Below are 23,961 nucleotides of genomic sequence, written 5' to 3'. Positions count from 1 at the left end.
TTATTTTTGATGGCATTTTGTATCTTCATATATGAGCAGCATAAACTCGGCCTTTTCTCGTGGAATCAGCTTTTCTAGATTTTCGATGCGATCTTCAAGGTAGACTTCATTTTCTTTTGTCATATCGAGGCCAAGTAGCGCCCTTCGGCCTTTAAAAGTCAGGGCCACCTCCGCCAGTAGGCGTGTGAGGCGGTAGGGCGTGTCCATCAAAATCATCGCCTTCTGTTCGGATTTTAATTTTTTTAAAGCCACTTTTCGTTGTTCCATATTGGCTGGCAGAAAGCCGACAAATAGAAATTGCCTTAAAGGCTGGCTGCTCACGCTCAACAGGGTGGTCAGGCTAGACGCTCCAGGAACTGGGCTAACCGCAACGCCCAAGGAGCGACAGCGCTCCACCAGTCGCGGGCCAGGATCGCTAAAGCCTGGAGTTCCACAATCAGAAATTAATGCCACATTCTTTGTGAGGCACATTTCTGCCAGATGGTTCACATCGTCGGCGTCACTGTGTTCGTTGAGGAGGTGGATTTCTTTAGGCAAAGCACCGGCCTGCTTAAGAAGCCTCCGGGCCATTTTGCCCTCTTCGCCGATGACCACATCAGCGCCTTTTAAGGTGGCTCTGGCTCGTTCAGAAAAGTCCCCAGGGTTTCCTATGGGGGTTGCTACAATAAATAGTGCCATGGGGGGATGGGGTAGCAGATGTGGGCTTCTTCTGTAAAGAATTTTTGTATCAATTTGAGAAAACTGCGTCTCAACTTGATGAAACAGTTTTTTACCCAAATGGCGGATCGGCCGTTGCCTTGGGGCTATTTCCGGGAACGAATTTTGAAAAGGGATCATGCCACTCAGTGGGTTTTAATTTTTGTGGGAGGAATTAAGTGGGAAAGATAATTGTTAGAGCTTTGTTTGTGCAGTTCCTTGTAGTAGGCGCCTGGGCGCAGTCGCAGTCTTTGGATTGCCGGTTTGACGGAGACGATGAGCTGTCCTTTCAATTGAATGTGAATCCTGGTCAAGGTGGGGGTGAGTTGACCTTGTGGAGGTATTTGTCTTTCGCAAAAGAGGATCAACTTAAGAGTAATGAGTTGAAAAATTGCACGGTTCAGCGAGTGGGTTTAGAAAAACAAGAGATAGTGGTGTCGTGTTTGTTGCAAGAACCCCTATACAGAGACCACATCGTCTTGGTACAGCCTGGATTTCAAATCAATTTTTACTTCAACGAAGACGGCGAGGGGTTCATCGGTCGCGATGCCTATGCCATACAATTTGATCTTCCAGGCGTGTTCAATGCCGTGTCGGCCAGTATCCTGTCCTCGACTTTGGTGTGTGATAACGCGGCTATTTAAGTATCGAAATTTACCTGGCAAAACCAAGTAACAGATTCAGCCAAATATTTTTTGACTAAATTGATTACGATTGAATGTTCATCAGGTTGGATATGAGTAAAATACCCTATTAAGCAAGTCAAAGTTATTGGTAGAAATGAAGGCTAGTGGTTCGTAAAAACTTGCGCCGAAAGTGGTTGTTCGGTGAATCGACAGGCAATGGGGATCACGGTGAATTTCATGGAGAGAGACGAATAGACACAAACATAACGTTGACTCGGAGTGCGAAGTCCAGAAGCGCCGAGCGGGCCGCCACGTGGGCGATTAACCACCGTCATCATAAACCTCGGATGAAAGTTATTAAGTCTCTATATGAGCAGAAGTAACCGAGACCCAGAGTATTTTTTGAAGCTCATCAGGTAAATTCATGCGTTCGCGAGTCTTATCGCCTTAAGGCGAAGCTGCCGAAGCTACTCAAGTACGATTTGGGCTCAGACATTAGTCGGTCTTGTTTACGGATTCTTAAAGGGGCCATTTTAGCGAACTCCCATGCGGGAGTGTCTCGCGTTCGAATACTGGTTCAGGTCAGCCTCGAAGTTGAAGTGTTGTGGACCTATTATCGATTGCTGGGTTAATAACTCAACTAGAGCCATTTATGCGACTTCATCAGTAGATTCAATGCTCATTTTTACTTTTAAATCAAACACTTGCTCGATATATTTCACTAAATTGTCAGTGCTCCACTTGCGACGCTTATTTACGAAATCAGAAACGTAAGAAATGGATATGCCTGCTTCTTCAGCAAATGCCTGCAGTCCCATAGATTTGACGGATTCTCTTAAGGCATCTTCTAGAGAAAGTCCCTCATTATTAATTAAATTTGTAATGTAAGCTTGAGCGAAGCCTAAATCCTCAAATTCCTGAGCGACTAATTCATTAAAGTCTTTATGTCTGTTTGCCATAAGTCCTCCAAAACTCTTTTGCTTTATCAATGTCACGGGTTTGTGTTTTTTTATCACCACCAATTAATAGAATTATTATATCGTTACCGTCTTCGGCAAAATAAACTCGATAACCAGGTCCATGAGTGATTTTTATTTCAAATATGCCGTCTTTCAAAGCTTTAATGGATTTTCTTGCCCCACCAGATGCGACTCTTTGGATGAAGCGAACGACAATCGCACGGCTCAGGTTGTCGAGTTTTTTCAGCCAGTCTCTAAAAGGTGAGTTCCCGTTCTCGAGCGTATAGTAAATAACTTGTTTCTCAATCATCCTAATCCTTTTGGAGAAATTACGTCATATAGCGTAGTTTGTCAAGAATAAGTTTAAAACGCTGAAGCCAGGAGACATTGTTGGTTTCTCCCTGAGATTCTGTGCCAACTAAAATTGCACTTTTGAGGCAACTTTTAACCTGGAGATTAACGAAATAAACTCGCTGAGCTGCCCCATGAGTGATCTTCCCATTATTTGTTCTGCACAAGCTGTCTTCAGGCTATTTTCCCAGCGCCAACGTCTGGGAAGTAACCCCTTAAAATGCCCATTAACTCTCATTTTTAGGCAATTCACCTAAAAAAAAGACGGACCAAGGTCAATGAGTCAACCAGGCTGAACTTCACAATGCCATCACTGGCCTTTTGCCTTAATTCGATGCGTTTCGGTGTCGATAATTTCGGATCAATTCGACCTAAAAAAGTCTAAAAAAACCTAAAAAATCCGATCAAGTAATTCGGACCAACGACCGATACGAAGTCCATCAAACCAGATGGAGTTTTTAGCATGACAAAATGTTGCCCAAAAATCATGATGACATACCGATTACCATTGAGTGGCAGTGCTGCGGTATTGGCCGCCCTGTTGTTATCAGGTTGCAAAATCGGCGACAATTCAATCAAGGGATCAGTTAAAGTGACGAGTCAGTCCAATCCCTGTTCGGAGGGTTTTAATGGCGGGCCGTGTGTGGTGGAGCCTGGGTATTTTTCGGCATCAGAGGGCAGCAATGTCATAGGCAGTGACGGAGAGGTCTCGTTTTCAATTCCCCAAGGCTATTATTCTGGCGCGCAAACCTGCACCGCTCAAGACTCAGATCTTACACCTGGCAATATTGTAAATGGTGTCACGATCTTCGGTGTGACAGGGTCACTTAGTGCTGGCGCATCCAGCTTAGCCTCCAACGCCCATCGAAATCTCGGGGCCACCCAGATCAGCCAAAGTGATGAGGTGACGACTTATGCTGGTGTCGACCTACCAGCAGGGTACCGGGAGGTGCCAGACATTCTGCTGGATGATGAGGGCTCTGTCGGTGGCAACGTGACCTTCGTGGACCGCACAGGGTGGAGTACCACCACCTGTGGTCTTTCGGGCACGATTGATCAGAGAATAGCGGACTGTGCGGCAAATGGCACCATAGGCACTGAGGCCACGTGGGATGGTGCCGTTAAGGGCAATGCGGGGCAGGGTGCTTGGAAACTGGTCACTCGTGAAGGCGACCTGGGGAGTTCTCTTGCCGGTGCGGGTCGTGAGGTCTGGCGCGATGAGAGAACAGGACTTTTGTGGTCGTCAAAAGTGGCAACGAGTTTAAACTGGTGTAAAGCCAGCGGCAGTAATTTCATTACCAATAATCCCTCAGCCCAAGATGACCCCAATGATTATTGCGACAATGCCACTTCCCAAACAACCGGGACGGGCCCTGGGAATAAGGCCATAAGCGCTTGTTACGAAGATGGTGAGAATTACTTCACGGGCACAGACGGCGCCATTGACGACGCGGGCAAAGGAAGTCTAGGGTCGGCGTCTACGCCAGCTGTGCGCTGGCGGCTGCCCAGTATATACGAATATGAGCAAGCCAATATCAATGGTATCCGCTTTGTGTTACCGGATTCCGATGGCAATTATGAATGGTCCGCCTCGGTGGTTTCGTCTCTTCGGAACCTCGCCTGGATCTTCAACGGGTCAACTGGCAGCGTCAGCCTCCTCAGCCGCTACGGCACAAGGGCGGTTCGGTGTGTTGGTCGCTAGGCGCAGGGAATTTTCGCAGAAAGATTCCATGAACTGAATCGACGCTGCTAGCGCGCCCGTGCCCATTGCACGGCGCGATGGCAAGAAGAAGTCCTTAAGTTTTTAGTGATTTAATGATTTTTTCCAGTGGCCTGTGCAAGCCGCAGATGGTTGGGTGTGGCAAGATATCAGCATTTACCGGTATACCAACTGAGCTATAGCTTCGTTCGCGAGTCTTATCGCCTTAAGGCGAAGCTGCCGAAGCTACTCAAGTACGATTTGGGCTCAGACATTAGTCGGTCCGGCTTTCCACTTCATTGAAGACGGCGAGGGTTTTGTCAGTGGCGATACGTTTGCTATTCGACCGGCCCTGACTTGTTTGCTGATTGCCGTTTCGATTGGTCTCCTGGCCTCGACCTTGGTGTGCGATAGCGCGGCCATTCGACAAGATCTAAAGGTATTAAAATCTGGGTCTAAGCCGAGCATGAGGCCGCCGACTTGACGCATTTTTTTTTGCTAAAGATTTGGCCTTTTTTTTCCGATCTGAGGGTGTTCCCTTTGAGGTAAAAAAGGAGCCAGCATTGAAGTCCTCCCAAATTTTAGCAGCAAGCCAGTTGTCATCAGTTTCACCTTCAGAATTTCTTCAGCGGGCCGGTGAAATTGTCCTCGGAAAATCTCATCAAGTGCAATTGGCTCTATGTACAATTTTGGCGCAAGGGCATCTGCTTATCGAAGATGTTCCGGGGGTGGGTAAGACGACCCTGGTAAAATTCTTAGCGAAGGCGCTTGGTCTTCAACCCACTCGCATACAATTTACCAACGATCTTTTGCCTGCCGATATTCTCGGAACCACTGTTTATGATTCTGAGGCTCATAAGTTTCGCTTTCATAGAGGACCTATCTTTGGCCAACTGGTTATTGCTGATGAGCTCAACCGTGCCACACCGAAAACGCAAAGTGCCTGTTTGCAGGCCATGGAAGAGCGAAAAGTCAGTATCGATGGGGTCACTTATGATTTGCCAAAGCCTTTTATGGTGATAGCCACTCAGAACCCGCGCGAACAAGCTGGGACATACCCCTTGCCCGAGTCGCAGCTCGATCGATTTTTAATGAGAATATCTTTGGGCTATCCCAACAGAGAGGCGGAGCGAGAACTTCTAAGGGGGACTCTTCGGCAACAGTTAATTGATGAACTTGACCCCCTCTGGACTCCCGAAGAGGTGCTAGCCATGCAACAGGCTTGTGCATCGGTGCATGTGTCGGCTGCCATTGTGGACTATGTTCAGCAGATCCTCGAATATAGCCGCACACAATCTGGCGGCAGTTTTGGACTGTCGCCACGAGCGGGCTTGGCGTTGATGGCGGCTGCAAAATCGTGGGCCTTTTTAGAGGGTCGAAACATGGTGGTGCCGGATGATGTGCAAGCCGTTGGCGTCAGCGTAATGGCTCATCGACTGAATCAAATAGACGAGCACGATAGTTTTCGCGAGCAAGAAAGAGCAAAGGAAATTTTGCAAGCTGTACGGGTGGACTAGCCATGCGCTTGTTTCAAAGGCGGCGACCTAGAAAACCAAAAATTTACATCGTTCCCAGCAAAAACGGATTTTTATTTTTAGGAGTAAACATCGTTGTTCTTATCTCTGCGGGAACCTACAGTAACAACTTAGTTTTTATGTTGGCATTTTTGATGTTCGCCATTTTTATTACCAGTATGGTCCATACTCACAATAATCTACGAGGCGTTCGCGTTGAGATTGTCGACATTAGAGATACGGCCAGCAGTCAGCCTGTGCAAGTTTTAGCACGCATTACAAACACATCAAGAGTGGTGCGCCAGCGCATAGAAGTGAATATCTCGGCATTCAAAAAAACCAGTGGAGCATCCCTATGCAAGGAGTACGTGCACCCCAGCCAATCTGTAGCCGGTCAGTTTGAGATGCCCAATCCAGGTCGAGGCGTTCATGTTCTGGACCGACTCACTTTCTCGACGGTTTACCCGCTTGGACTATTTTATGCGTGGGCGTATGAGTATCCAGAGCACCCATTTTATGTATACCCGAAACCTGAAGGCATTCAGCGCATGCAAAGGGCTATTCCGTATAGGAATCAATCCAGTCAGTTTTATGAAAACAAGGGCGATCTTCGAGGCGATGAGTTTAACGAACACAAAAGTTATTTGCCGGGGGAGTCCTTTCGGCATGTAGACTGGAAAGTGTATGCAAGAAAGAGGTTATTGCTAAAGAAGACTTTTGAAGGCGATGAACCCGTTATTTATAGTTTTCGCTATCAAGATACCCATGCCAAAGACCATGAAGTGCGGTTGCAGCAGCTGGCAAAATGGATTGAGACGGCCCACAAGTCGGGACATCACTATGAGCTTGTCTTGCCAGCAAACCGAATGTTAGCTGATGGCGGAATTTATCACTATCAAAAGTGCCTAAGAGAGCTGGCCCGCATAGAGAGGGCCGCATGAACCGGGAAACCATCCGTAGGTTTATCTATGGCCTGGTGCTTGTGAATCTCATACCCAATTATTTGGAAGTGGATATTTGGGTGATTGTTATTTCCATATCATTTTTGCTTTGGCGAGTGTTGTCTGATTCAGGATACTTAAAGCCACCAAAAAGATTTTGGGTCAATGTTTTTGTAATTCTATCAGCGACAGGGCTCTACTATATTCACGGCAACCTTTGGACGCCGGATACCTCCATTCCACTATTGGTGTTGATGGTCAGTTACAAGTTGTTTGAGACTCAAAAAGATCGAGATATGGTCTTATTGATTTTGCTCTGTTACCTCTTGTTGATGTTTCGCTTGGTACTCACACAAACGCTGTTGATGACTGCATTTCTTGTTTTGGATGTGGTGTTAATCACAACGATGCTCGCTTTGTACCACTCACCCAACGAGCGCCATTCTTGGCGATCGTTGGGCTCGCATGCCTTGCGAATCACGCTGCAGGCGGTGCCTATTGCGGCACTATTGTTCTTTTTGTTTCCCCGTTTCAACATGGGGATGTACCGACCAAGTGCTCAAAGTCAGGCCACGACGGAATTTTCTGACAGTGTAGATCCGGGACAGGTGGCAAAACTAGCACAGTCCGAAAAAGTGGTGATGAGGGTTTCTTTTCCTGAGTCGTATTATCCCACCATTTCAGAACTCTATTGGCGTGGGGCCATTTTAAATAATTGTGCCGGTTTGCGGTGGCGGCGGAGCGAAGAATCGCTTTATTATCCAATGGCAAAAGGCGAGTCAGGTATTCAACAAGAAGTGATTTTAGAGCCAACCCAAAAACCCTATCTTTTTGGTTTGGATTGGCCGCTTTCGGCAGAGTTTATCACAGACTCTCATCGACTGCGGGTCCGGTTGCGGGAAGGGCGTGTCTTGCAAAGTCAAACTGATGTTTTATCACTCGTTCGGTACAAGGTATGGTCCACGCCGGACTCTGAGCAGATCACGTGGCCGCCGCCAAGCTCAGTGGGTGATATCATATGCGACCTGGAAACTGCGCCAAGAGCGCAACGATTAGCTAAGCGTTGGGCTTCTGAGACGGCTGATCCTGACGAGTTAGTAAAAAAAATCCGGGAATTCTTCGTATCAGAGGATTTTAGATACACCTTGGAGCCAGGAAAGATGGCAAGCCTTGATGATTTTTTATTTTCAGAGCGTCGTGGGTTTTGCGAACATTTTTCCTCGGCCATGGCCAGCATGTTGCGCGTGGCTGGGGTACCGGCCAGAGTGGTGGCGGGTTACCAGGGCGGGACCATGGGGCTTTTTGGAGAGTATTTAATTGTACGTAATCTTGATGCCCATGCATGGGTGGAATACTGGAGTGAGCGAAAAGGGGCGTGGGTTCGGCAGGATCCCACGCAATGGGTGGCGCCAGAGCGTTTGCGCCTGGGTGGTGCGGCCTATCGAGAAGCCTATTTGCAAGGGCGACTGGGCGACGACAACTTGCAAGTTGAAGGAGGGCGCGTTGTGGAAGGACCGTGGTCTCGTATGTTTGCCCAAGGGCTGTTGATGTGGGACATGGTGGAGTCGTCTTGGGCAAGCTTCGTGTTAACTTATGATTTTTCGTGGCAGAAACAGTTTTTGGAGAAACTAGGGTTTTCTTCGGTGAGCCGAAAATACCTCTGGCTGCTTCTGGGTTCGTCGTTGGTGTTTGTCTTGGCGATACTTTATCTCATAAGCTTAAGACAAAAAGAAAAGGTAGATCCACTTTTATCCGTGTACAGGCTACTTTGTGAACGGCTGGCTAAGCGGGGCCTTCCCAGGCAGTTTAATGAAGGGCCAATCTCTTACCGAGATCGAATCTTAATGGAAAAAGACAAGGCCGGGCGAACAGAGGCGGCTGCGATCATTGCAGAGATCGTGGAAGTTCGCTATGGCCAGACCGAGTTTTCAGCAAAAAAAGTCAAAAACTTGCGCAAGCAGATCAAGGCGCTGGATATTGCAAGTTAACTTGGTTGTAGAGCGTGCTCGCATTGAGGCTTTTGCAACCTTTCACGTAGCCCACTAATCCGTCCACTCGAGTGGCTGAACCTATTAAGAGGCTCTCCACCTGCGCTGGTGTGGGGCTGCCGCCACGGGCCCTGATTAATCCAATGGTCAATGCGGCCGCACCTGCGGCTACGGGCGAACTCATGGAAGTGCCTTCAACCCGGGCATACATGTTGGTATTAGCGGTGGTCAAAAGCCCTTCGTTACCGGAGGAACCGTAAGTCTCGCTGCCGGGGGCTGCAAGCTCCACGTAGTCGCTGCTATAATTGGAGTAGTAAGTGATTTGCTTGCTATCAGAATAGTTGGCGCCCACTGAAATCATGCCATTGATTCCCACAGCATAGGAGGCCGGCGTCATCCATACAGATGGTGAAAGGTGCAGGTAACTGTTGCCGGTGGCGGCCAGGACGACGACTCCACTTGAAACGGCATTTTGTATGGCCATCTGAGTGGTGACGGATGTCCCTTGCGCTCCAAGGCTTAAATTAATGACATCCGCTCCATTGTCCACAGCATATTGAATGGCCTCATCCACGTCAGATAAATTTGACCCCTCTTGATCGCCGAAAACATTGAGAGCCATGATTTTCACGTTTGTGCCCATGATACCCACAACTCCCACCGAGTTGTTGCTGCGAGCGGCTAGTAGGCCGGCCACCATGGTGCCGTGTTGAGAGATGTCGTGGGGTCCACTGGTGGTGATGGGTGTGGGGTCTCCATCGTTATCGACAAAGTTATAGCCGTTCACATCATCTACATATCCGTTACCATCATTGTCGATACTGTCGCCATCGACTTCACTGGTATTGACCCAAACGTTGGCTGAAAGATCGGGATGGGTGAGTTCCATCCCGGTGTCGATCACTGCCACTACAATTTCCCCGGTAATTCCGTTAGCTCCAAAAAATCCATCATAGGCGGAGCTGTATCCAATGGATGAGAGGTGGGCTTGGTTGATGGCCAATGGATCTGAGAAAACCGCCGTGGTTTTAAGTTGCATATCTACGCCGAGTTTTAAAAGACACGGGTCTTGATCGGCGAGATCTTCAAGCTCTGCAACGGAGTGAGCGTCATGAAGCTCAAGCGATGAATAGATCACTTTTTTTGCATGAATTTGAAGGGACGGCTGACTGACTAGGCTTGCCTGAATTTCGTGAGAAAAAAATCCAGAAGCGTTTTCTGGTTGCGAGGCGCAGGCACGGTCAATGGCCATGGATAGTCTTGTTCCGGCGGGAACGAAAGCTTGAGATCCTTTTTGAAGAGCTCCGGCTTGCGGACTTTGCCCTAAGAGAAATTTGTCCAATTGCACTTTTCCGTGCAGATTTGTGCCGGGCATTTTGCTGGCCACGACGGCTGACGCGCTCACCTCACACGAGGCCCCGCCCCCTCCGGATCCGCTATCACTGCTAGCCGGTTCTGGTGCCTTGCAGCCGCCGGCCGAGAGCATGATTGTTGTAAATATAAGAACTATTGAAATCTCAAGTTTTGATACTCTATTTTGTTGTACCGCCATCACTCACGACCTCCCCCAATAACTTTTTATCGGACGAAAGTCTGAAAACATGAGCTAATTTTCACATAAAAAAAATAAATTTTTTCTGTCAGACGGAGAAACGGCTCATATTGAGAAGCCAAACTGAATTTTGACAGAATCACTGGACATTTTAAATGCAGTGTCACAGAGCCGGTGTATAAATGACCGACAAAACAGTTGGAATCCAGCGGGAAAAACCCCAACGGGGGAGGTCATCCTCCTTGTTCTACCCGCTGCATTTCTTGCTGCAGCTTAAAAATTTCTTTTTCTTGATCCAGTTTCTTGCGGCGAAGCTTATCAATTTGGGCTCCGATGAGCAAAACGTCGGCGCCTGTATTGGTTTTGTTGAGCAAAGCTTTTTCTTGAACCGATATTTCATTGTCTGTGGCGTTGATGTCTTGCTGTAGATTTCTGATCTTAACCTCAAGTTGATGTACTTTTTGGCCTTTTCTGTACTGAGACATAAATTCTTTAGCCAGGTGAGGGGGGCAGATGTTGTTATAAGAGCGTCCCGACCGACCTACTGACCAGCCGTTATCCGGTGTGCAAAATACTTTGAGCCCTTCTTCGTAGCCCTGCTTATATTGGTCATGGTTCGGAGTAACGCCGTGTTCGCCACAATCTTCCACATAGCTATAAAACCGCTTTTGCTCGCGGCCTTGCGACCCATCTCGATGCCCGATGCCAGTCCAGTCTCCCACTTGGCACTCTTCTTTTGATATGGAAGAGCACGAACTCACCATAAACCCGAATCCAGTGAGCAAAACAGAAAAGACAATACTTTTTAACATGGTGGGGACTCCTTAGGTGATTGGCTAATAAAATAACTCTGCCCAAGACAGGGGCGCCAGTCAACCGTCTCAAATTGAGACTCCTGTTAAAATCTCACATGCAGTAACAGGTTTTAGACATTGTACACCGCTGAATTCGAAAATATCGCGAAACGGGGTGGCATCAATGATGCTTGATTTTATGGCAGAGGAGTGGGGGAAGCCATGAAGAATTCATATAAAATTATGGGATTAGTGCAGCTGTTGACGGTGGCACTTGTTTTCGCTTTTCAGGCGTGTTCGCAAGTGAAGTTTACAACGCTGGGCTATTCAGAAGACCCTAAAAAAGTGTGTGTGGATGAGGGCACGGCGAGTGAAAGCTGTTTCAATGAGTATGTGGCCTATTCAAGATCTGAGCAGCCGCAATCTCAGATTTCTGACAAATTAGATATTCTATTTGTGATGGATACTTCTGGGTCTTTGGATAATGAGCGAGCCGAAATCGTCAACAACGTAGACCAGTTTGTATCGCGATTGAGTCTAGGCGTGAACTACCAAATTGGGGTGCTGTTAGCCCATGGCAGCTCCAGTGCCCATTCGGGTCGATTGTATCAAAAAAGCTCAGAACCAGTGGTGTTGAATCCGGCTCAATTAACGACGGATGAGCTTCGACAGCATTTATCAACTAAATTATCAAGACCCGCAGGGGACTCTGTGTCTGATGGTGGCGAAGAGGGCCTGTTTTCTTTGCATCAGCTGCTCAACGGTGATCGCCTGCAGGCGGCCCGAGACGTGGGCTTTTTTCGGGCCGGGACGGCTCTGGCCGTGGTGTTTCTTTCTGATGAAAATGATATTTGTGCCCAATATCCTAATGGTGTCACTCCCAAGGTAGATCCAGACAAAAAAGAAGGCCCAGCGTTTTTGAATGACTGTCAAAATCCAAGTGTAACGGCAGAGAGTACATACCAAGAGCTATTGGCGCTTCAAAACGGGGCTCCGCTTTTGGTGGGTGGAATCATATACACTGGCGGCTCCGCCGTGCCGGTGAACAATGAAGATGAAATCGGGTATGGTTATATCGATATCATTGACATAAATAAAGGTCCGGCCATCGATTTGGGTGCAGGAAATCTAGCCAATGGCTTGGCTGTGATTGGAGAAATGACCCAGTTAAAGTTGGATATTATCACTGAGTTTTTGTTAGTAGACCCTGTGCGATTTGCCAACCTCACACGACCAGATCAAATTATGGCTGACACCATCAAAGTGCAGGTCGATGGTCATGATGTGCCGTTCACTTTTGAGCCAAGCACAGGGGCTGTGCATATTGCATCTCAGGATGCCGGTAGCGGTGGATCGCAGGTGGTCATTGAATTCAGGTACAGAATCTTGATTCCTGGTGCGAGCAACTAGTCTCGTCGTGGCCCCCTTTTAGGAATTGGTGTTTTCATTAGCCTACGTCTGTGTCACCATGGTAGTTGTTTTATTTAATAGGGTGAACACAGAACAAGGCTTGTCTTCGTGCAATTGCATTATCGCCGATTTACAAAAAATCTTTTTAATTATGTCCTTTTAGGACTCGTCTTGGTGGAAGTCATAATCATTCGTATTAACTTGTTTTCAGTCATGGGCGAGCCTTGGTGGAAGGTTTTGTTTAAGATGCTATTGGCATCAACAGTGCCCCTATCTATTTTTATACGGCTTTATTTTTTTATGAGACCGCCGCTATTTTCAACTTATGAAGTGTTGCCAGAAAATTTAGTGATCCGGTATCGAAAATCAGAAAAACGTATCCGGTGGGAGCAAGTAAAAGAGGTCAAATTCTCATGGCTCTCCCCCCGTTTTTTAGGTGGTTTCACTCTCATTCTTTCCACGGGGACTAAATGGAGATTTTTTTCAGCCCTTCACCACAGTCACAAGATCCTTGAAGCTGTGTATAGGCAACAGCCCGCACTTATTTCAGAGGCTCGCTTGCAGAAATACACAGCCATGAGTCACCTAGTGGATGTTTCATGGCAGCGCCTTCGAGAAAAACTTCGAAGGTGGCCACGGTGGATGTTAAAATATCTGGCAGTGCCGGCCGCGGTGAGTGTGATCTACGATTTTTATATTTGGCGATCTCAGGGGCAGGTGCCCACTTTAGAGCAAGGGATGGGACTGTTTCTGGCTGCATTTTCTGTGGTTTTCTTGGTGGGATTTATTTGTAATTCTATAGAAGAAAAGGTGGTGATCAGACAGCTTCGCCTAGCCATGGCAGCTGCTGCGGGACAAATGCCGACCCGTCAAAAACAATTTGAGTCAAAAGTTGAGGGAGCACTGACCATCGTGTTCTTTCTAGTGTTGTTGGTGCTATTTTATTTGGGATTTTCATTGATATATTAAACCGGCCATAATTAAGGCAATTCCACCGTGAGGTTATTAGAGGCGCCCCCGTTGCGAAGTCTTTTATCTTGCCGATTTCCCAGCATTACGTTTACCAAAACTTCGCAAAGACAACGTCTGCCGCGGGCCAAGGGGTCGGGCCAGGTAAAAATTTTAACTGTTCGTAGGATCTTTTGGCGGCAGAGCTTCCTGCTGGTAGGTAGAAGTGGCTAAAAGGCGTATCGTGTACCATGAAGCTTCGCCCATGTTGGCCCGTGCGTTAACTGCGGGAATGACCCGATTTAAACGGGATATCCGGGTATGTGGTTGCAAACTGATGCAACAGTTTTTGCGAAGACGTGACACGGTGATTTGCCCCTGTGGATTCTGGTGGATTTCCTTTTGGCATAAAGGTTGTAGTTTAATTGAGACTTAAAAATTTTTCATGAATTGAAAGTGATTTGTTGGAGGCGCTGTGAGAGCCATGTCTTTATTTATCTTCTTATTGCTAGTTTTAAAAAGCCAAAGCGGACTGTGGGCCGAGGAAATGAAGCCGCTTCGTGCCATAGTCGGCCCCACGGGGCTTTGTGTTATTGAGGGAGATCGCCGGCCCCATGTGATGTTTGTGGCCAATGACAGTGATTATCTTTTGTTTCATGTGCGTGGGCCGGAAGACCGCGGTGAGGTGGAGGCTCTGGTGCAGCAGGCCGAGAGGGCGGGCCTTTGTGCTTCTACCGAAGAAAACTATCAAGAGTTGAGGCGGCGAGTGGTGCAAGGGGATTTGGACTTGCCCGAGCAAGAAAAGAATTTAGCAAAAATCGCCAAAGATTTGCAAAGTCAGCGGTACCACCGCATGTGTGTGGTTTCGCAATTAAATGTAGGTGATTTTGTGCGTATGGATTTTCGTATGGATCGCGGTCGCCTGCGAATCAAAAGAGAATTTCGAAGGTTTAAAGAGACGGATCCTGTATCTCGGTTGATGGAAATACTTTCAGAAAACAGTGATTGTGGTCACGTGGTTTTTGGCTTTCATAGTCAATACAATGAGCCCATGGTCATGCGCTATTTACGTTACGGCGATTACTAGCGCGATGATTGATATCACCATTAAAGGTTGAGTTGAAATGTTTCCGCAATCTGCGCGGGAGAACTAAAGCACAGTCCTAAATCGTGAAGGAGGCCATCTTTCATATTGTATATCCAGCCGTGCACGCTGAGCTCTTGGCCTCGTTTCCAGGCATTTTGTACGATGGTGGTCGAACATAGGTTTTGAACCTGTTGAGCCACGTTTAATTCGCAAATTCGATCCACTTGAGCTTGCGGGTCTTTTAAGCTTTTTAGCTCCGGTTGGCTTTTTGCGATAACGTCTTTGATGTTGGCGAGCCAGTTATCGATAAGGCCCAAAGAGTCCCCTTGGTAAGCCGTTTTTACCCCGCCACAACCGTAATGTCCGCAAACGATAATGTTTTTTATTTTTAAAACATCAATGGCAAATTGAATTACGGATAAACAGTTTAAATCGGTGTGAACCACCATATTGGCAATGTTTCGGTGAACAAACATCTCACCTGGGTCAAGACCACAAATCTCATTTGCCGGCACGCGACTGTCAGAACATCCAATCCAAAGGTACTCCGGCTGCTGGTCTTTGGATAATCTCGAAAATATCTCAGGCTGATCTTCGCGCAGCTTCATCGCCCAAGCCTGATTTTTATCAAAAATATGTTTGAGTGTTTTCATCATCCCCACCTTTTTGTCGCGGATCGTAGGTAATACGGCACAGCTAACCCTTATACAGGTTCATAAGTCCATCGACACCTACAATTTCTCCTGGCTTCATGGGTTCCCACACATTTTGCCCTGACAGGGGTTCACTGGAAAATATTAAATGATTCACTGATCCAGAGGACGTGGCCGACTCACAAGAAGGTGCAAAGTAGCCACAGGAGTCACGTTCAGGACACCGTTGCTTGTGCGTACTGTAGTAAAGGTTCTTGCCGCCATGAAAGGCCACCATGCAGGGGCCATTGGTTAGAATAAAAGTCAAAAAGGTCTCCGTTGATGGAGCCGAATCCGTTTTGGAATACTCTCCGGCAAGGGCTGTCACTTTGTTTACGGTTTTGCCGATGGCTTCAGCCAAATATTCGATTTTGCAGACTTTCTTTTCAAGATCCAGCTTTTTTTGAAGTTCAGTTAGAGTGAGGTGAAACAGCAGTTCACTGTCTGTGTCGCCAAGAATAAATCGGCGCAGAGGCGGGTCCACTTCCGTGAGTAATTGATCGCGAAGTTTCCCAAAATTTTTGATGTTGCCGTTGTGGGCAAATGTCCACTGGCCGTATTGAAAGGGGTGAGTATTGAGAATGGCAACCGGTCCTTCGGTAGCCGCCCGGATGTGAGCCACCACGGTGTTAGAGGAAACAATTCCCGAGACCTTTTTAAAAAGAGCGTCTTCCATGGCTTTGGCCCCGGACTTGATCACATGGGGGGCTCCGGCTTGGTAATAGGCAACGCCCCATCCGTCAGGGTGAGCGTCACTTTGAAGGCCAAGTGCATTATCGGCCTCCATGAGGCTATGGTGAACCTGGCTTTGAATGACAGAGCGAAAGCCAAAAATTCGGCACATGGAAAATCTCCCGTTGGTTGAGGTTCCATCAATTTTAAGTTCAAGCCCATTGTCTCATTATGAGACGCGCCGCAAAACTAATGGCGCTAGAGGGCTTTTTTATAATACCACATACCCCTTGGCTTCAGCATTACCGGGACGTGTGACACTACTGTGACACTCTATGTGTCTGATTTCACTATACTATGATTATGTTCGATGACATCTACATTGTGCACCATCGGTCACAACAAAATTTTGTTTTTACCGAGCCAGCAGTGGAGCAGTTGCTGTGGCGCACTTGTGTGCGTAGCGTTCTGTTTTGTTCTGCTCAAGCCTTGGAGGAGATTCTTTTGGATGAGTCCGACGAGGTGTACCGTGGTGTAGAGGCTTACCGGTTTTTGTTGAACATTGTCTGCGGATTACAGTCACCGATTAAAGGGGAAACTGAAATATACGGTCAATTTAAGGCTCTGCATTCAGACACCCCTTGGGGTGAGTTGTCCTGGGAGCAAAGTCTTCGGCGATTTATGGCAGATCTCATTGCCGATGCAAAACTAGTGCGACAAAAACATCTGATTGGTTTGGGAAGTCAATCTTACGGTAGCTTTGTGCGAAAAGCTGTGCGCGGACAACCAGAAGTGAATATTCTCGGTGCGGGCTTGTTAACAAAAGACATTCTTCCCTGGCTTAAAAAATTTTCTGGCCCCGTGCGTGTGCATGCCCGGAATCAACAAAAAGCCGCCGCCGCCCTCGCTGGGTTTCCAAAGGTGATTTCAGAAGTGTTTGGGCCTGAGGGATCGGCCAATGATTCACTGCAAGGAGTTTTGGTTATAGCGGCTCCCGTTTCGGCTCAAGCCATTGTTGCTTGGGTCGGCGACAATAAAAATCTGACAGTGATTGATTTGCGTGGGGAGTCGGCATCTGACCCTTTACCGGCGTGGCTTGAAGTTCGAAATCTGCAGATGGTGTTTGCCACGATCAAGAAAACAAAAAAGCAAGTGAATGAAAAAATAGCCCAAGCCGAAAAGATGATTTCGCAGTTGATTCAAGTGAAATCTAAAACCACGCAACACCGACCCTTTGGTTGGGAAGACTTATGCTCGTAAGGTTAGCTTCTCGAAAAAGCGATTTGGCAAGGCTACAGGCCTATTCGGTGGGTGAGGCGCTTAAAAAAAAATTTCCAGATATTCAAATAGAGTACAAGTTTAGTTCGTCTTTGGGCGATCGAGATCAGCAAGTGCCCCTTTGGGCGGCTGAGAATAAAGGCCTGTTCACTCAAGATTTTGCCGAAGACTTAGAGGCGGGCCGGGTGGATGCCGTGGTACACTCATGGAAAGATTTGCCTATTGAAATGCGGCCTCATACCGAAGTGGTAGCTACACTTTCGCGAGCCGACCATCGGGACTTGTTGTTAATTCCAAAAGCGGCCTGGGCAAAGGCGGTTAACCTCGGGCAATTGACGGTGCTGTCGTCTTCCCCACGTCGCGTGTACAATTTGAGTCGGCTTTTGCCCAATATTTTGCCGGCACCCCAAATGCAAATTCAGTTTAAAGATGTGCGGGGAAATATCCCCACACGATTAAACAAATTGATGGACGGCGAGGGTGATGCTCTGGTGGTTGCAAAAGCCGCGATGGATCGATTGTTGGAGGCCTCTTGGGCGGATATTCAGGCTGCAAGAGTTAAACTTCGTGAGCAGTTGGATCAATGTCACTGGATGGTTCTTCCTGCCTCGCAAAACCCCACGGCCGCCGCTCAAGGTGCCATTGCCATAGAAATATTAAAGACCCGAGACGACCTGCGAGCGATTTTTGCTAAAGTGAATTGTGCAAAGACTTTTACGAATATTCGCCGGGAGAGAGAATGGCTGGCAGGCCTAGGAGGCGGATGCCACCAGAAAATTGGTGTGAATGTTCTCTCTCGCCCTTATGGTGAGATCACCTATCTGCAGGGCCTTACCGACAGGGGTGAAATTCTCAATGCGGCGAATTTAGAGACTTCGGCTCGTCCTGTGTGGCCCGGTCCAACCAATAGGGATGAGATCTGGCCGTATGAAATGAATGAAGTGACGTTGTTCAATCGAATTCCCATGTCCGATGTGGAAATACCAAGTGGTCCCCTTTGGGTGGCGCGGGCTGATGCGTTGCCGGAGGCCTTCGTGGCCTCCATGGGGCAGGTGATTTGGACGGCTGGACTACATACCTGGCAAAAATTGGCGCTACGAGGCGTTTGGGTGAATGGTTCCGCTGAGGGGCTTGGCGAGCAAGAGTCTGAGAATATTGAGAACCTACTGGGTGGTTCAATGGGGAATTGGACAAAATTGTCGCACCATCGTGCAGAATCCACTTCTGAAAAAACACTCTGTCCCACCTATGAATTACAGCCTCGTGCCGAGAGATTTGACTTTACTGGTAAAAAATATTTTTTTTGGCCCAGTGGGACAGCCTTTTTACGAGCCATTGAAATCGAGCCCCAGATCCGGCAATATTATCATGCTTGTGGCCCCGGGCACACATTCGGGGTGTTAAAGCAACACATCAGCGACTCTTCGCGAATTAGAGTGTATTTGAGCCACGCTCAATGGCGTGAAGATGTGTTGAGTTAGATTTCGTTTAAAAAAAGGAGCGGCCGTTGCCTCAGTCCGAATCTCATCGTCTGTTTGAAAGATCTTTGAAAGTCGCCCCTGGGGGAGTTCACTCTCCGGTGCGGGCATTTAAAAGTGTTGGTGGCGAGCCGTTGTTTTTTGAATCCGCGCAAGGGGCCCTTTTGACTTCTGTGGATGATAAAACCTATGTGGATTTTTGCCAAAGCTTTGGGCCCAATATTCTTGGTCACTGCGATCCTGAAGTGAAAGAGGTGGTTCACAAAGCCATAGATACGGCGTGGTCAGTGGGGGCCAGCGAGCCCTATTCTCTGCAGTTAGCCGAGTGGATAACGGAGCGAATTCCTTGGGTGGAGCGTTTACGGTTTGTAAGTTCAGGCACGGAAGCCGTAATGAGTGCACTTCGTTTGGCCCGTGGTTTTACAAGACGTGAGAAAATCGTGAAGTTTGAGGGCTGTTATCACGGTCATGTGGATTCAATGTTAGTGAAAGCGGGCAGTGGCCTTGCTGGATTGGCGGCCAGTGACTCCGCTGGGGTGTCAGAGAAAGTGGCATCGGATACGATTGTAGTGCCGCTGAACAATGAAGATGCATTAAAAAAGGCATTTAGCGAGCACGGAGCTGAGATAGCAGCAGTTATTCTAGAGCCGTTGCCAGCCAATTTTGGGCTTTTGGTGCAACGAGAGGAATTTCTCAAAACTGTGGTCAACACGGCAAGAGCCGCTGGGAGTTTGGTGATTTTTGACGAAGTGATTACGGGCTTTCGTGTGAAAATGGGCGGCATGGCAGAGACGCTAAATATTCAGCCAGATCTAGTGACTTACGGAAAAGTCATTGGCGGTGGATTCCCCGTGGGCTGTTACGGCGGGCGGGGTGAGATTATGGATCAAGTGGCGCCGCTTGGTCCTGTTTACCAGGCAGGGACCTTATCGGCGAATCCTGTGGGTATGCAGGCCGGACTTGCAACGCTTAAAAAGGTAGAACGAGACGGTGTCATTGATAAGCTTGAGGCGCGAACCAAGAAATGGAGTCAGTCGCTGAATGAAATTTTTCAACGTCATCAATCGCCATTGCGGGTGACTCACCAAGGATCACTATTTTGGATTCACAAATCAAAAGGTGAACCGATTCGGGCCATCACTGACTTTGTCGAAGGACATGCAGAAGGGTTTTCCGTTTTGTTTCACGCTTGTCTCAACGCAGGTATATATTTGGCCCCTAGTAGCTATGAAGTGGGGTTTTTATCTTGGGCCCACACGGATGAAATTTTAGGCGAGGTATTGGAGCGGTTTGATCAAGCCGTAAAAGAGAGCCATGTATAGACGGCGAGTGAATCGAAAGATCATTTATGTCAGCGTTTGGATCGTTTTTACCATTGCCATGGCGGGATGGTGGATGGCTTTTTCGATCAACCTGCTTGAAAGAATAAAAAATGTGCCTTGGGAAGGACAGGCTGATGTTTTGCGGCACAAAAATATGTTGATGTGGGAAGGGGCCACTTGGATTTTACTTCTATTGGCTGGCGGAATTGCATTGATCTATTTTGTCTTGCAAGAGGAACGCTACACCCAGCAGATCAAAGAATTTGTGGCCGCGTTTTCTCACGATATGAAAACGTCTTTGGCGAGCTTGCGGCTTCAGGCCGAGAGCCTGCGTGAAGATATGAAAGATCCGGAACTCAGTCCCCTCGTTGACCGATTAGAGGGTGATATTGTTCGGCTAGGGTTACAGCTTGAAAACTCACTTTATCTGGGACGGCACGAAGCTCAAAAGATTTTTATCGAGAATATTTCGGTGAACGACATGATTCATTCATTAGAGCACTTTTGGCCTCAGTTGAAAATCAAGGTATTGAATCCAGTGACCGTGCGAGGGGATCGTCGTGCCTTAGAGAGCATTTTTACCAATCTAATTCAAAACTCCGTCGTGCATGGGAGCGCCTCGGAGGTCGTGATCAAGGGCGGGCCACTAAGCCAAGAAAGTGTGGAAGTTGAAATCTCAGACAATGGCGAGGGGTTTCCTGGAGATTATGAACAACTGGGTGAGATTTTTTACCGGCACAACCCCAGTAGCGGAAGCGGCCTTGGTTTATATATAGTGCGCCAGCTTCTCAATGAAATAGATGGCGACATTAAGTTTATTCGAAGGTCTCCAGGCCATGGCTTTGCCATTCGCCTGCAATTAAGAGGAAGTGTTCAGGCATGAATTTGTTGCTGGTTGAAGATGACAAATCACTGGGCGTATCTTTAAAAGAACGTCTGGACAAAGAGGGTTACCAAACTACCTGGGTATCTACTCTTGCGCGAGCCAAAGAGGCGTTTAAGGCCACTCGATTTGACTTGGTGATTCTTGATGTGGGTTTGCCTGATGGATCAGGTTTTGATTTTGCTAAAGAAGTGAGGGAGTCCAGCACGGTGCCCTTTATTTTTGTGACGGCCCAAACTTCGGCCGAGCAAAGGTTGCATGGTTATGAGATTGGCGCAGAAGAGTACATTCCAAAACCTTTTCATTTAAAAGAGTTTTTGATGCGCGTGTCGCACGTTCTTGAAAATCATGCCATTGACGCGGTGGTTTCTTGCGGACAAAAACAAATACTCTTTCAAAGTATGTCGATCTTAAATGAAGATGGGACCCAAACTCGATTGCCGCTAAAGGATTTTCAGATTTTAAAATTATTAATTGAACGATCACCACAAGTAGTGAGTCGTGACGACATTCTCAATAAAGTGTGGGGAGAAGAGAAGTTCCCCACTCATAGAACAGTGGACAACATTATTTTACGGATTCGCCAAGCTCTGGGAGAGGGCGGGTCTCGTTGCATTCGGTCAGTCCGTGGAGTGGGTTATCAATGGGCCGAGAAAGTGGCGGTAGAACATGGCAAATGATCTTTTTAAAGCGGCATTGAGTGGCGAACCGGTGTCGGTTCCGCCCATTTGGTTTATGAGGCAGGCCGGCCGTTACCATAGTCATTACCAGAATTTAAGATCTAGATATTCGTTTATGGATTTGTGTAAGGTGCCAGAGTTGGCTGCTGAAGTGGCTTATGGCCCGGTAGCCGAATTTGATTTTGACGTCTCTATAATGTTTAGTGATTTGCTATTTCCGCTTGAGGCATTCGGCATGGGTCTGACCTATGAACCCGGTCCTGTTTTGGGTTGGAAACTAAATCGTAGAACTTTAAAAGATCTAAAAAGCGTCGATGAGGCTTTGCCGCTTTTACAGTTTCAAGGAGATGTGTTGAGGGCGACCCGCCAGCGCTTGCCTCAAAATAAAAGTTTAATCGGCTTTATTGGCGGTCCGTGGACGTTGTACACCTACGCTGTGGAGGGCGGCCACAAAGGGGCACTAACAGAAGCGAAAGCGGATTTGACTTTGTTTACTGATTTCACCAGCCGATTGCTACCGCTGTTGCAGGAGAATATTCGATTGCAACTGAATGCAGGGGCCGAGATCGTTATGATTTTTGATACGGCTGCAGGCGAATTATCGCCGTCTCTGTTTAATTCTCTAGTGGTGCCGGAGCTTGAGAAATTATCTCAATCTTTTCCGGGGCGCTTGGGGTATTACTCAAAATTAACGGACAACTCTCATTTACGTCCCCGTTTATGGCAAGACCCCAATTGGGCGGGTTTTGGGGTGGATCACCGGTGGAATGTCCACGAAGTTCTGGCTGGACGAAATAAATCTGTTGGCCCCGAAAAAGGATTTGTGCAGGGCAATTTTGATCAAGCACTTCTATTTTCTGAGCCAGAGCAGTTTAAAAAAGTTTTAGGTGATTATCTCAACCCACTTGTTGAGATGTCACCCGAGCAACGGCGCGGTTGGGTTTGTGGGCTAGGGCACGGCATTCTGCCACAAACTCCAGAAAAGCATGTGCATTTATTTATAGAAACTGTGCGAAAAAGGTTTTCATGACAGACTCCACTCGATTGACAAAAAAGCAGCTTTTTTCAAAGTACGATGTGCCGGCCCCGAGATACACCAGTTATCCCACAGTGCCTCATTGGGAGGGGGCTCCCGAAAAAGAATTTTGGATTTCAGCTGTCAAAGACGGGCTCGCCAGCGGAGATGGCTGGTCCATGTATGTACATATTCCCTTTTGTGAAACATTGTGTACATTTTGTGGCTGCAACACCACGATCACGCGCAATCATGACAAAGAAAAACCTTACTTAGATATTATTTTAAAAGAATGGGCGCTTTATGTAGAAAAAGTTCCTGAATTGCAAAAAGCGCCTTTAAAGCACATTCATTTGGGCGGCGGCACCCCGAATTTTTTTAGCGCTAGACACCTACACGACCTTGTGGCCCCCATTATGAAAGCAGCTAATGTTTCGCAAACGGAGTTTGAGGGGTCCATCGAGGTGGATCCTCGCCGCTTACATCGGGATCAATTGCAGGCGCTCTACGAGCTTGGCTTTCGTCGAGTCAGCTTAGGTGTGCAGGATTACAATGATGAAGTGCAACGGTTGATCAATCGCGTGCAACCCTATTCGATGACAGAACAAACAACAAATATGGCACGGGAAGTGGGCTACACCTCAGTTAACTTTGACTTGATATACGGCTTGCCCATGCAAACCATCGACTCGTTTAAAACCACAGCTATGCAAACCCTTCAGTTGCGGCCAGATCGCATAGCGCTTTACAGTTATGCAAAAGTTCCGTGGATTAAGCCGGCGCAAAGGCTTTTCAAAGACGAAGATCTACCCGAGGGCGCAGAAAAACGATCGCTCTATGAGTTAGCTCGAGAAATTCTTTTGGATGGTGGGTATTTAGAAATAGGGATGGATCATTTTGCATTGCCAGAAGATGGTTTGGCCTTGGCCGCGAAAGAAAAACGTTTGCACCGAAATTTTATGGGATACTCAGATCAAAAAACCAATGTCCTTTTGGGTCTGGGCGTGAGCAGCATTTCTGAAACACCGACTTGTTTTCATCAAAATGAAAAAGTTCTTCCCGTTTATGAACGAGAAATAACATCTGGAAATTTACCCACCTTTCGAGGACATGTGCTCACCGAAGAGGATATGCAGCAGCGCCAGCAAATATTAAAATTTATGAATGAGTTTTGTGTGGATTTGCGGCCAGAGCAAGTGGATGATGTGAGAACTTTTTTAAAGCCCATGTTTGATGATGAATTGGTCCATCTTTCGGGTCACAGTTTAACTCTTACAGACAAGGGGCGACCTTTTTTGAGAAATGCGTGTATGGCTCTTGACTTGAGATTGCGTCGAAGCCAGTCCGGTGTGCGCGCTCATTCGCAGGCGATCTGA

23 protein-coding genes are annotated in these 23,961 nt (G+C 47.5%); 16 read left to right on the top strand and 7 right to left on the bottom strand.

Annotated elements, in window-relative coordinates:
* Window positions 1-777 (bottom strand): methyltransferase, encoded by a 777-nt coding sequence (locus tag H6626_06440; GenBank protein USN48724.1) that lies wholly within the window; start codon window positions 775-777, stop codon window positions 1-3.
* A 98-nt stretch (window positions 778-875) separates the two neighbouring features.
* Between H6626_06440 and H6626_06435 the strand changes: the two genes are divergently transcribed.
* Window positions 876-1,340, top strand: coding sequence for a hypothetical protein (locus H6626_06435; GenBank protein ID USN48723.1), 465 nt, complete (start codon window positions 876-878; stop codon window positions 1,338-1,340).
* 632 nt (window positions 1,341-1,972) lie between these two features.
* Here H6626_06435 and H6626_06430 read toward each other — a convergent pair.
* Window positions 1,973-2,281: a helix-turn-helix transcriptional regulator gene (locus H6626_06430; protein USN48722.1), complete on the bottom strand. Its 309-nt coding sequence runs from the start codon at window positions 2,279-2,281 to the stop codon at window positions 1,973-1,975.
* Window positions 2,265-2,591, bottom strand: coding sequence for a type II toxin-antitoxin system RelE/ParE family toxin (locus H6626_06425; GenBank protein ID USN48721.1), 327 nt, complete (start codon window positions 2,589-2,591; stop codon window positions 2,265-2,267). The genes H6626_06430 and H6626_06425 overlap by 17 nt, the downstream gene beginning before the upstream one ends.
* 504 nt (window positions 2,592-3,095) lie before the next feature.
* Here H6626_06425 and H6626_06420 point away from each other — a divergent pair.
* From H6626_06420 to H6626_06400, 5 genes are all read left to right on the top strand, one after another.
* Window positions 3,096-4,334: a hypothetical protein gene (locus H6626_06420; protein USN48720.1), complete on the top strand. Its 1,239-nt coding sequence runs from the start codon at window positions 3,096-3,098 to the stop codon at window positions 4,332-4,334.
* Window positions 4,335-4,490: 156 nt separating this feature from the next.
* A complete protein-coding gene (locus H6626_06415; protein ID USN48719.1) occupies window positions 4,491-4,634 on the top strand; it encodes a four helix bundle protein in 144 nt (47 codons plus the stop codon).
* A 275-nt stretch (window positions 4,635-4,909) separates the two neighbouring features.
* The gene (locus H6626_06410; protein ID USN48967.1) at window positions 4,910-5,848 is read left to right on the top strand and encodes a MoxR family ATPase; all 939 of its coding nucleotides are present in this window, start codon (window positions 4,910-4,912) and stop codon (window positions 5,846-5,848) included.
* Between the two features lie 2 nt (window positions 5,849-5,850).
* Complete coding sequence (locus H6626_06405; GenBank protein ID USN48718.1) at window positions 5,851-6,786, top strand: DUF58 domain-containing protein; 936 nt, start codon at window positions 5,851-5,853, stop codon at window positions 6,784-6,786.
* Window positions 6,783-8,774: a DUF3488 domain-containing transglutaminase family protein gene (locus H6626_06400; protein ID USN48717.1), complete on the top strand. Its 1,992-nt coding sequence runs from the start codon at window positions 6,783-6,785 to the stop codon at window positions 8,772-8,774. Before H6626_06405 ends, H6626_06400 begins: the two co-directional genes overlap by 4 nt.
* Here H6626_06400 and H6626_06395 read toward each other — a convergent pair.
* Both H6626_06395 and H6626_06390 read right to left on the bottom strand, forming a co-directional pair.
* Window positions 8,749-10,326: a S8 family serine peptidase gene (locus H6626_06395; GenBank protein USN48716.1), complete on the bottom strand. Its 1,578-nt coding sequence runs from the start codon at window positions 10,324-10,326 to the stop codon at window positions 8,749-8,751. The two genes, H6626_06400 and H6626_06395, sit on opposite strands and share 26 nt — an antisense overlap.
* A gap of 233 nt (window positions 10,327-10,559) precedes the next feature.
* Window positions 10,560-11,138, bottom strand: coding sequence for a DUF2799 domain-containing protein (locus H6626_06390; protein USN48715.1), 579 nt, complete (start codon window positions 11,136-11,138; stop codon window positions 10,560-10,562).
* Between the two features lie 204 nt (window positions 11,139-11,342).
* Between H6626_06390 and H6626_06385 the strand changes: the two genes are divergently transcribed.
* The 3 genes from H6626_06385 (at window position 11,343) to H6626_06375 (ending at window position 14,565) form a co-directional block, all read left to right on the top strand.
* Window positions 11,343-12,530 (top strand): hypothetical protein, encoded by a 1,188-nt coding sequence (locus H6626_06385; GenBank protein ID USN48714.1) that lies wholly within the window; start codon window positions 11,343-11,345, stop codon window positions 12,528-12,530.
* Window positions 12,531-12,704: 174 nt separating this feature from the next.
* Entirely contained in the window at window positions 12,705-13,499 is a 795-nt protein-coding gene (locus H6626_06380; protein ID USN48713.1) for a hypothetical protein, read from the top strand.
* 463 nt (window positions 13,500-13,962) lie between these two features.
* The gene (locus tag H6626_06375; protein ID USN48712.1) at window positions 13,963-14,565 is read left to right on the top strand and encodes a hypothetical protein; all 603 of its coding nucleotides are present in this window, start codon (window positions 13,963-13,965) and stop codon (window positions 14,563-14,565) included.
* A gap of 20 nt (window positions 14,566-14,585) precedes the next feature.
* Here H6626_06375 and can read toward each other — a convergent pair whose 3' ends face one another.
* Complete coding sequence (gene can, locus H6626_06370) at window positions 14,586-15,218, bottom strand: carbonate dehydratase (protein USN48966.1); 633 nt, start codon at window positions 15,216-15,218, stop codon at window positions 14,586-14,588.
* Window positions 15,219-15,261: 43 nt separating this feature from the next.
* Window positions 15,262-16,101: a class II glutamine amidotransferase gene (locus H6626_06365; protein ID USN48711.1), complete on the bottom strand. Its 840-nt coding sequence runs from the start codon at window positions 16,099-16,101 to the stop codon at window positions 15,262-15,264.
* Between the two features lie 185 nt (window positions 16,102-16,286).
* On the opposite strand from H6626_06365, the gene H6626_06360 reads away from it, so the two are divergent.
* From H6626_06360 to hemN, 7 genes are read left to right on the top strand one after another with little or no spacing between them, the layout of a single operon-like run.
* Window positions 16,287-17,189 (top strand): hypothetical protein, encoded by a 903-nt coding sequence (locus tag H6626_06360; GenBank protein USN48710.1) that lies wholly within the window; start codon window positions 16,287-16,289, stop codon window positions 17,187-17,189.
* Entirely contained in the window at window positions 17,180-18,688 is a 1,509-nt protein-coding gene (gene hemC, locus H6626_06355) for a hydroxymethylbilane synthase (GenBank protein USN48709.1), read from the top strand. The genes H6626_06360 and hemC overlap by 10 nt, the downstream gene beginning before the upstream one ends.
* Before the next feature lie 26 nt (window positions 18,689-18,714).
* Window positions 18,715-20,007, top strand: coding sequence for a glutamate-1-semialdehyde 2,1-aminomutase (locus tag H6626_06350; protein USN48708.1), 1,293 nt, complete (start codon window positions 18,715-18,717; stop codon window positions 20,005-20,007).
* The gene (locus H6626_06345; protein USN48707.1) at window positions 20,000-20,890 is read left to right on the top strand and encodes a HAMP domain-containing histidine kinase; all 891 of its coding nucleotides are present in this window, start codon (window positions 20,000-20,002) and stop codon (window positions 20,888-20,890) included. The genes H6626_06350 and H6626_06345 overlap by 8 nt, the downstream gene beginning before the upstream one ends.
* Complete coding sequence (locus tag H6626_06340; protein USN48706.1) at window positions 20,887-21,570, top strand: response regulator transcription factor; 684 nt, start codon at window positions 20,887-20,889, stop codon at window positions 21,568-21,570. Before H6626_06345 ends, H6626_06340 begins: the two co-directional genes overlap by 4 nt.
* Window positions 21,560-22,600: a uroporphyrinogen decarboxylase gene (locus H6626_06335; GenBank protein USN48705.1), complete on the top strand. Its 1,041-nt coding sequence runs from the start codon at window positions 21,560-21,562 to the stop codon at window positions 22,598-22,600. Before H6626_06340 ends, H6626_06335 begins: the two co-directional genes overlap by 11 nt.
* The gene (hemN, locus tag H6626_06330; protein USN48704.1) at window positions 22,597-23,961 is read left to right on the top strand and encodes an oxygen-independent coproporphyrinogen III oxidase; all 1,365 of its coding nucleotides are present in this window, start codon (window positions 22,597-22,599) and stop codon (window positions 23,959-23,961) included. The genes H6626_06335 and hemN overlap by 4 nt, the downstream gene beginning before the upstream one ends.

The organism is Pseudobdellovibrionaceae bacterium (assembly GCA_023898385.1).
Classification (GTDB): domain Bacteria; phylum Bdellovibrionota; class Bdellovibrionia; order Bdellovibrionales; family UBA1609.
The sequence above is the reverse complement of the archived record's forward strand: the minus strand, read 5'-3'. Positions and strand labels throughout refer to the sequence as shown.

Bases quoted from the DNA above. Each gene is read 5' to 3' on its own strand.
- H6626_06395 (USN48716.1), bottom strand. From the start codon at position 10,326: ATGGCGGTACAACAAAATAGAGTATCAAAACTTGAGATTTCAATAGTT.
- H6626_06360 (USN48710.1), top strand. From the start codon at position 16,287: ATGATTATGTTCGATGACATCTACATTGTGCACCATCGGTCACAACAA.
- H6626_06340 (USN48706.1), top strand. From the start codon at position 20,887: ATGAATTTGTTGCTGGTTGAAGATGACAAATCACTGGGCGTATCTTTA.
- can (USN48966.1), bottom strand. From the start codon at position 15,218: ATGAAAACACTCAAACATATTTTTGATAAAAATCAGGCTTGGGCGATG.
- H6626_06335 (USN48705.1), top strand. From the start codon at position 21,560: ATGGCAAATGATCTTTTTAAAGCGGCATTGAGTGGCGAACCGGTGTCG.
- H6626_06400 (USN48717.1), top strand. From the start codon at position 6,783: ATGAACCGGGAAACCATCCGTAGGTTTATCTATGGCCTGGTGCTTGTG.
- H6626_06405 (USN48718.1), top strand. From the start codon at position 5,851: ATGCGCTTGTTTCAAAGGCGGCGACCTAGAAAACCAAAAATTTACATC.
- H6626_06420 (USN48720.1), top strand. From the start codon at position 3,096: ATGACAAAATGTTGCCCAAAAATCATGATGACATACCGATTACCATTG.
- hemC (USN48709.1), top strand. From the start codon at position 17,180: ATGCTCGTAAGGTTAGCTTCTCGAAAAAGCGATTTGGCAAGGCTACAG.
- hemN (USN48704.1), top strand. From the start codon at position 22,597: ATGACAGACTCCACTCGATTGACAAAAAAGCAGCTTTTTTCAAAGTAC.
- H6626_06425 (USN48721.1), bottom strand. From the start codon at position 2,591: ATGATTGAGAAACAAGTTATTTACTATACGCTCGAGAACGGGAACTCA.
- H6626_06430 (USN48722.1), bottom strand. From the start codon at position 2,281: ATGGCAAACAGACATAAAGACTTTAATGAATTAGTCGCTCAGGAATTT.
- H6626_06365 (USN48711.1), bottom strand. From the start codon at position 16,101: ATGTGCCGAATTTTTGGCTTTCGCTCTGTCATTCAAAGCCAGGTTCAC.
- H6626_06385 (USN48714.1), top strand. From the start codon at position 11,343: ATGAAGAATTCATATAAAATTATGGGATTAGTGCAGCTGTTGACGGTG.
- H6626_06375 (USN48712.1), top strand. From the start codon at position 13,963: ATGTCTTTATTTATCTTCTTATTGCTAGTTTTAAAAAGCCAAAGCGGA.
- H6626_06345 (USN48707.1), top strand. From the start codon at position 20,000: ATGTATAGACGGCGAGTGAATCGAAAGATCATTTATGTCAGCGTTTGG.
- H6626_06390 (USN48715.1), bottom strand. From the start codon at position 11,138: ATGTTAAAAAGTATTGTCTTTTCTGTTTTGCTCACTGGATTCGGGTTT.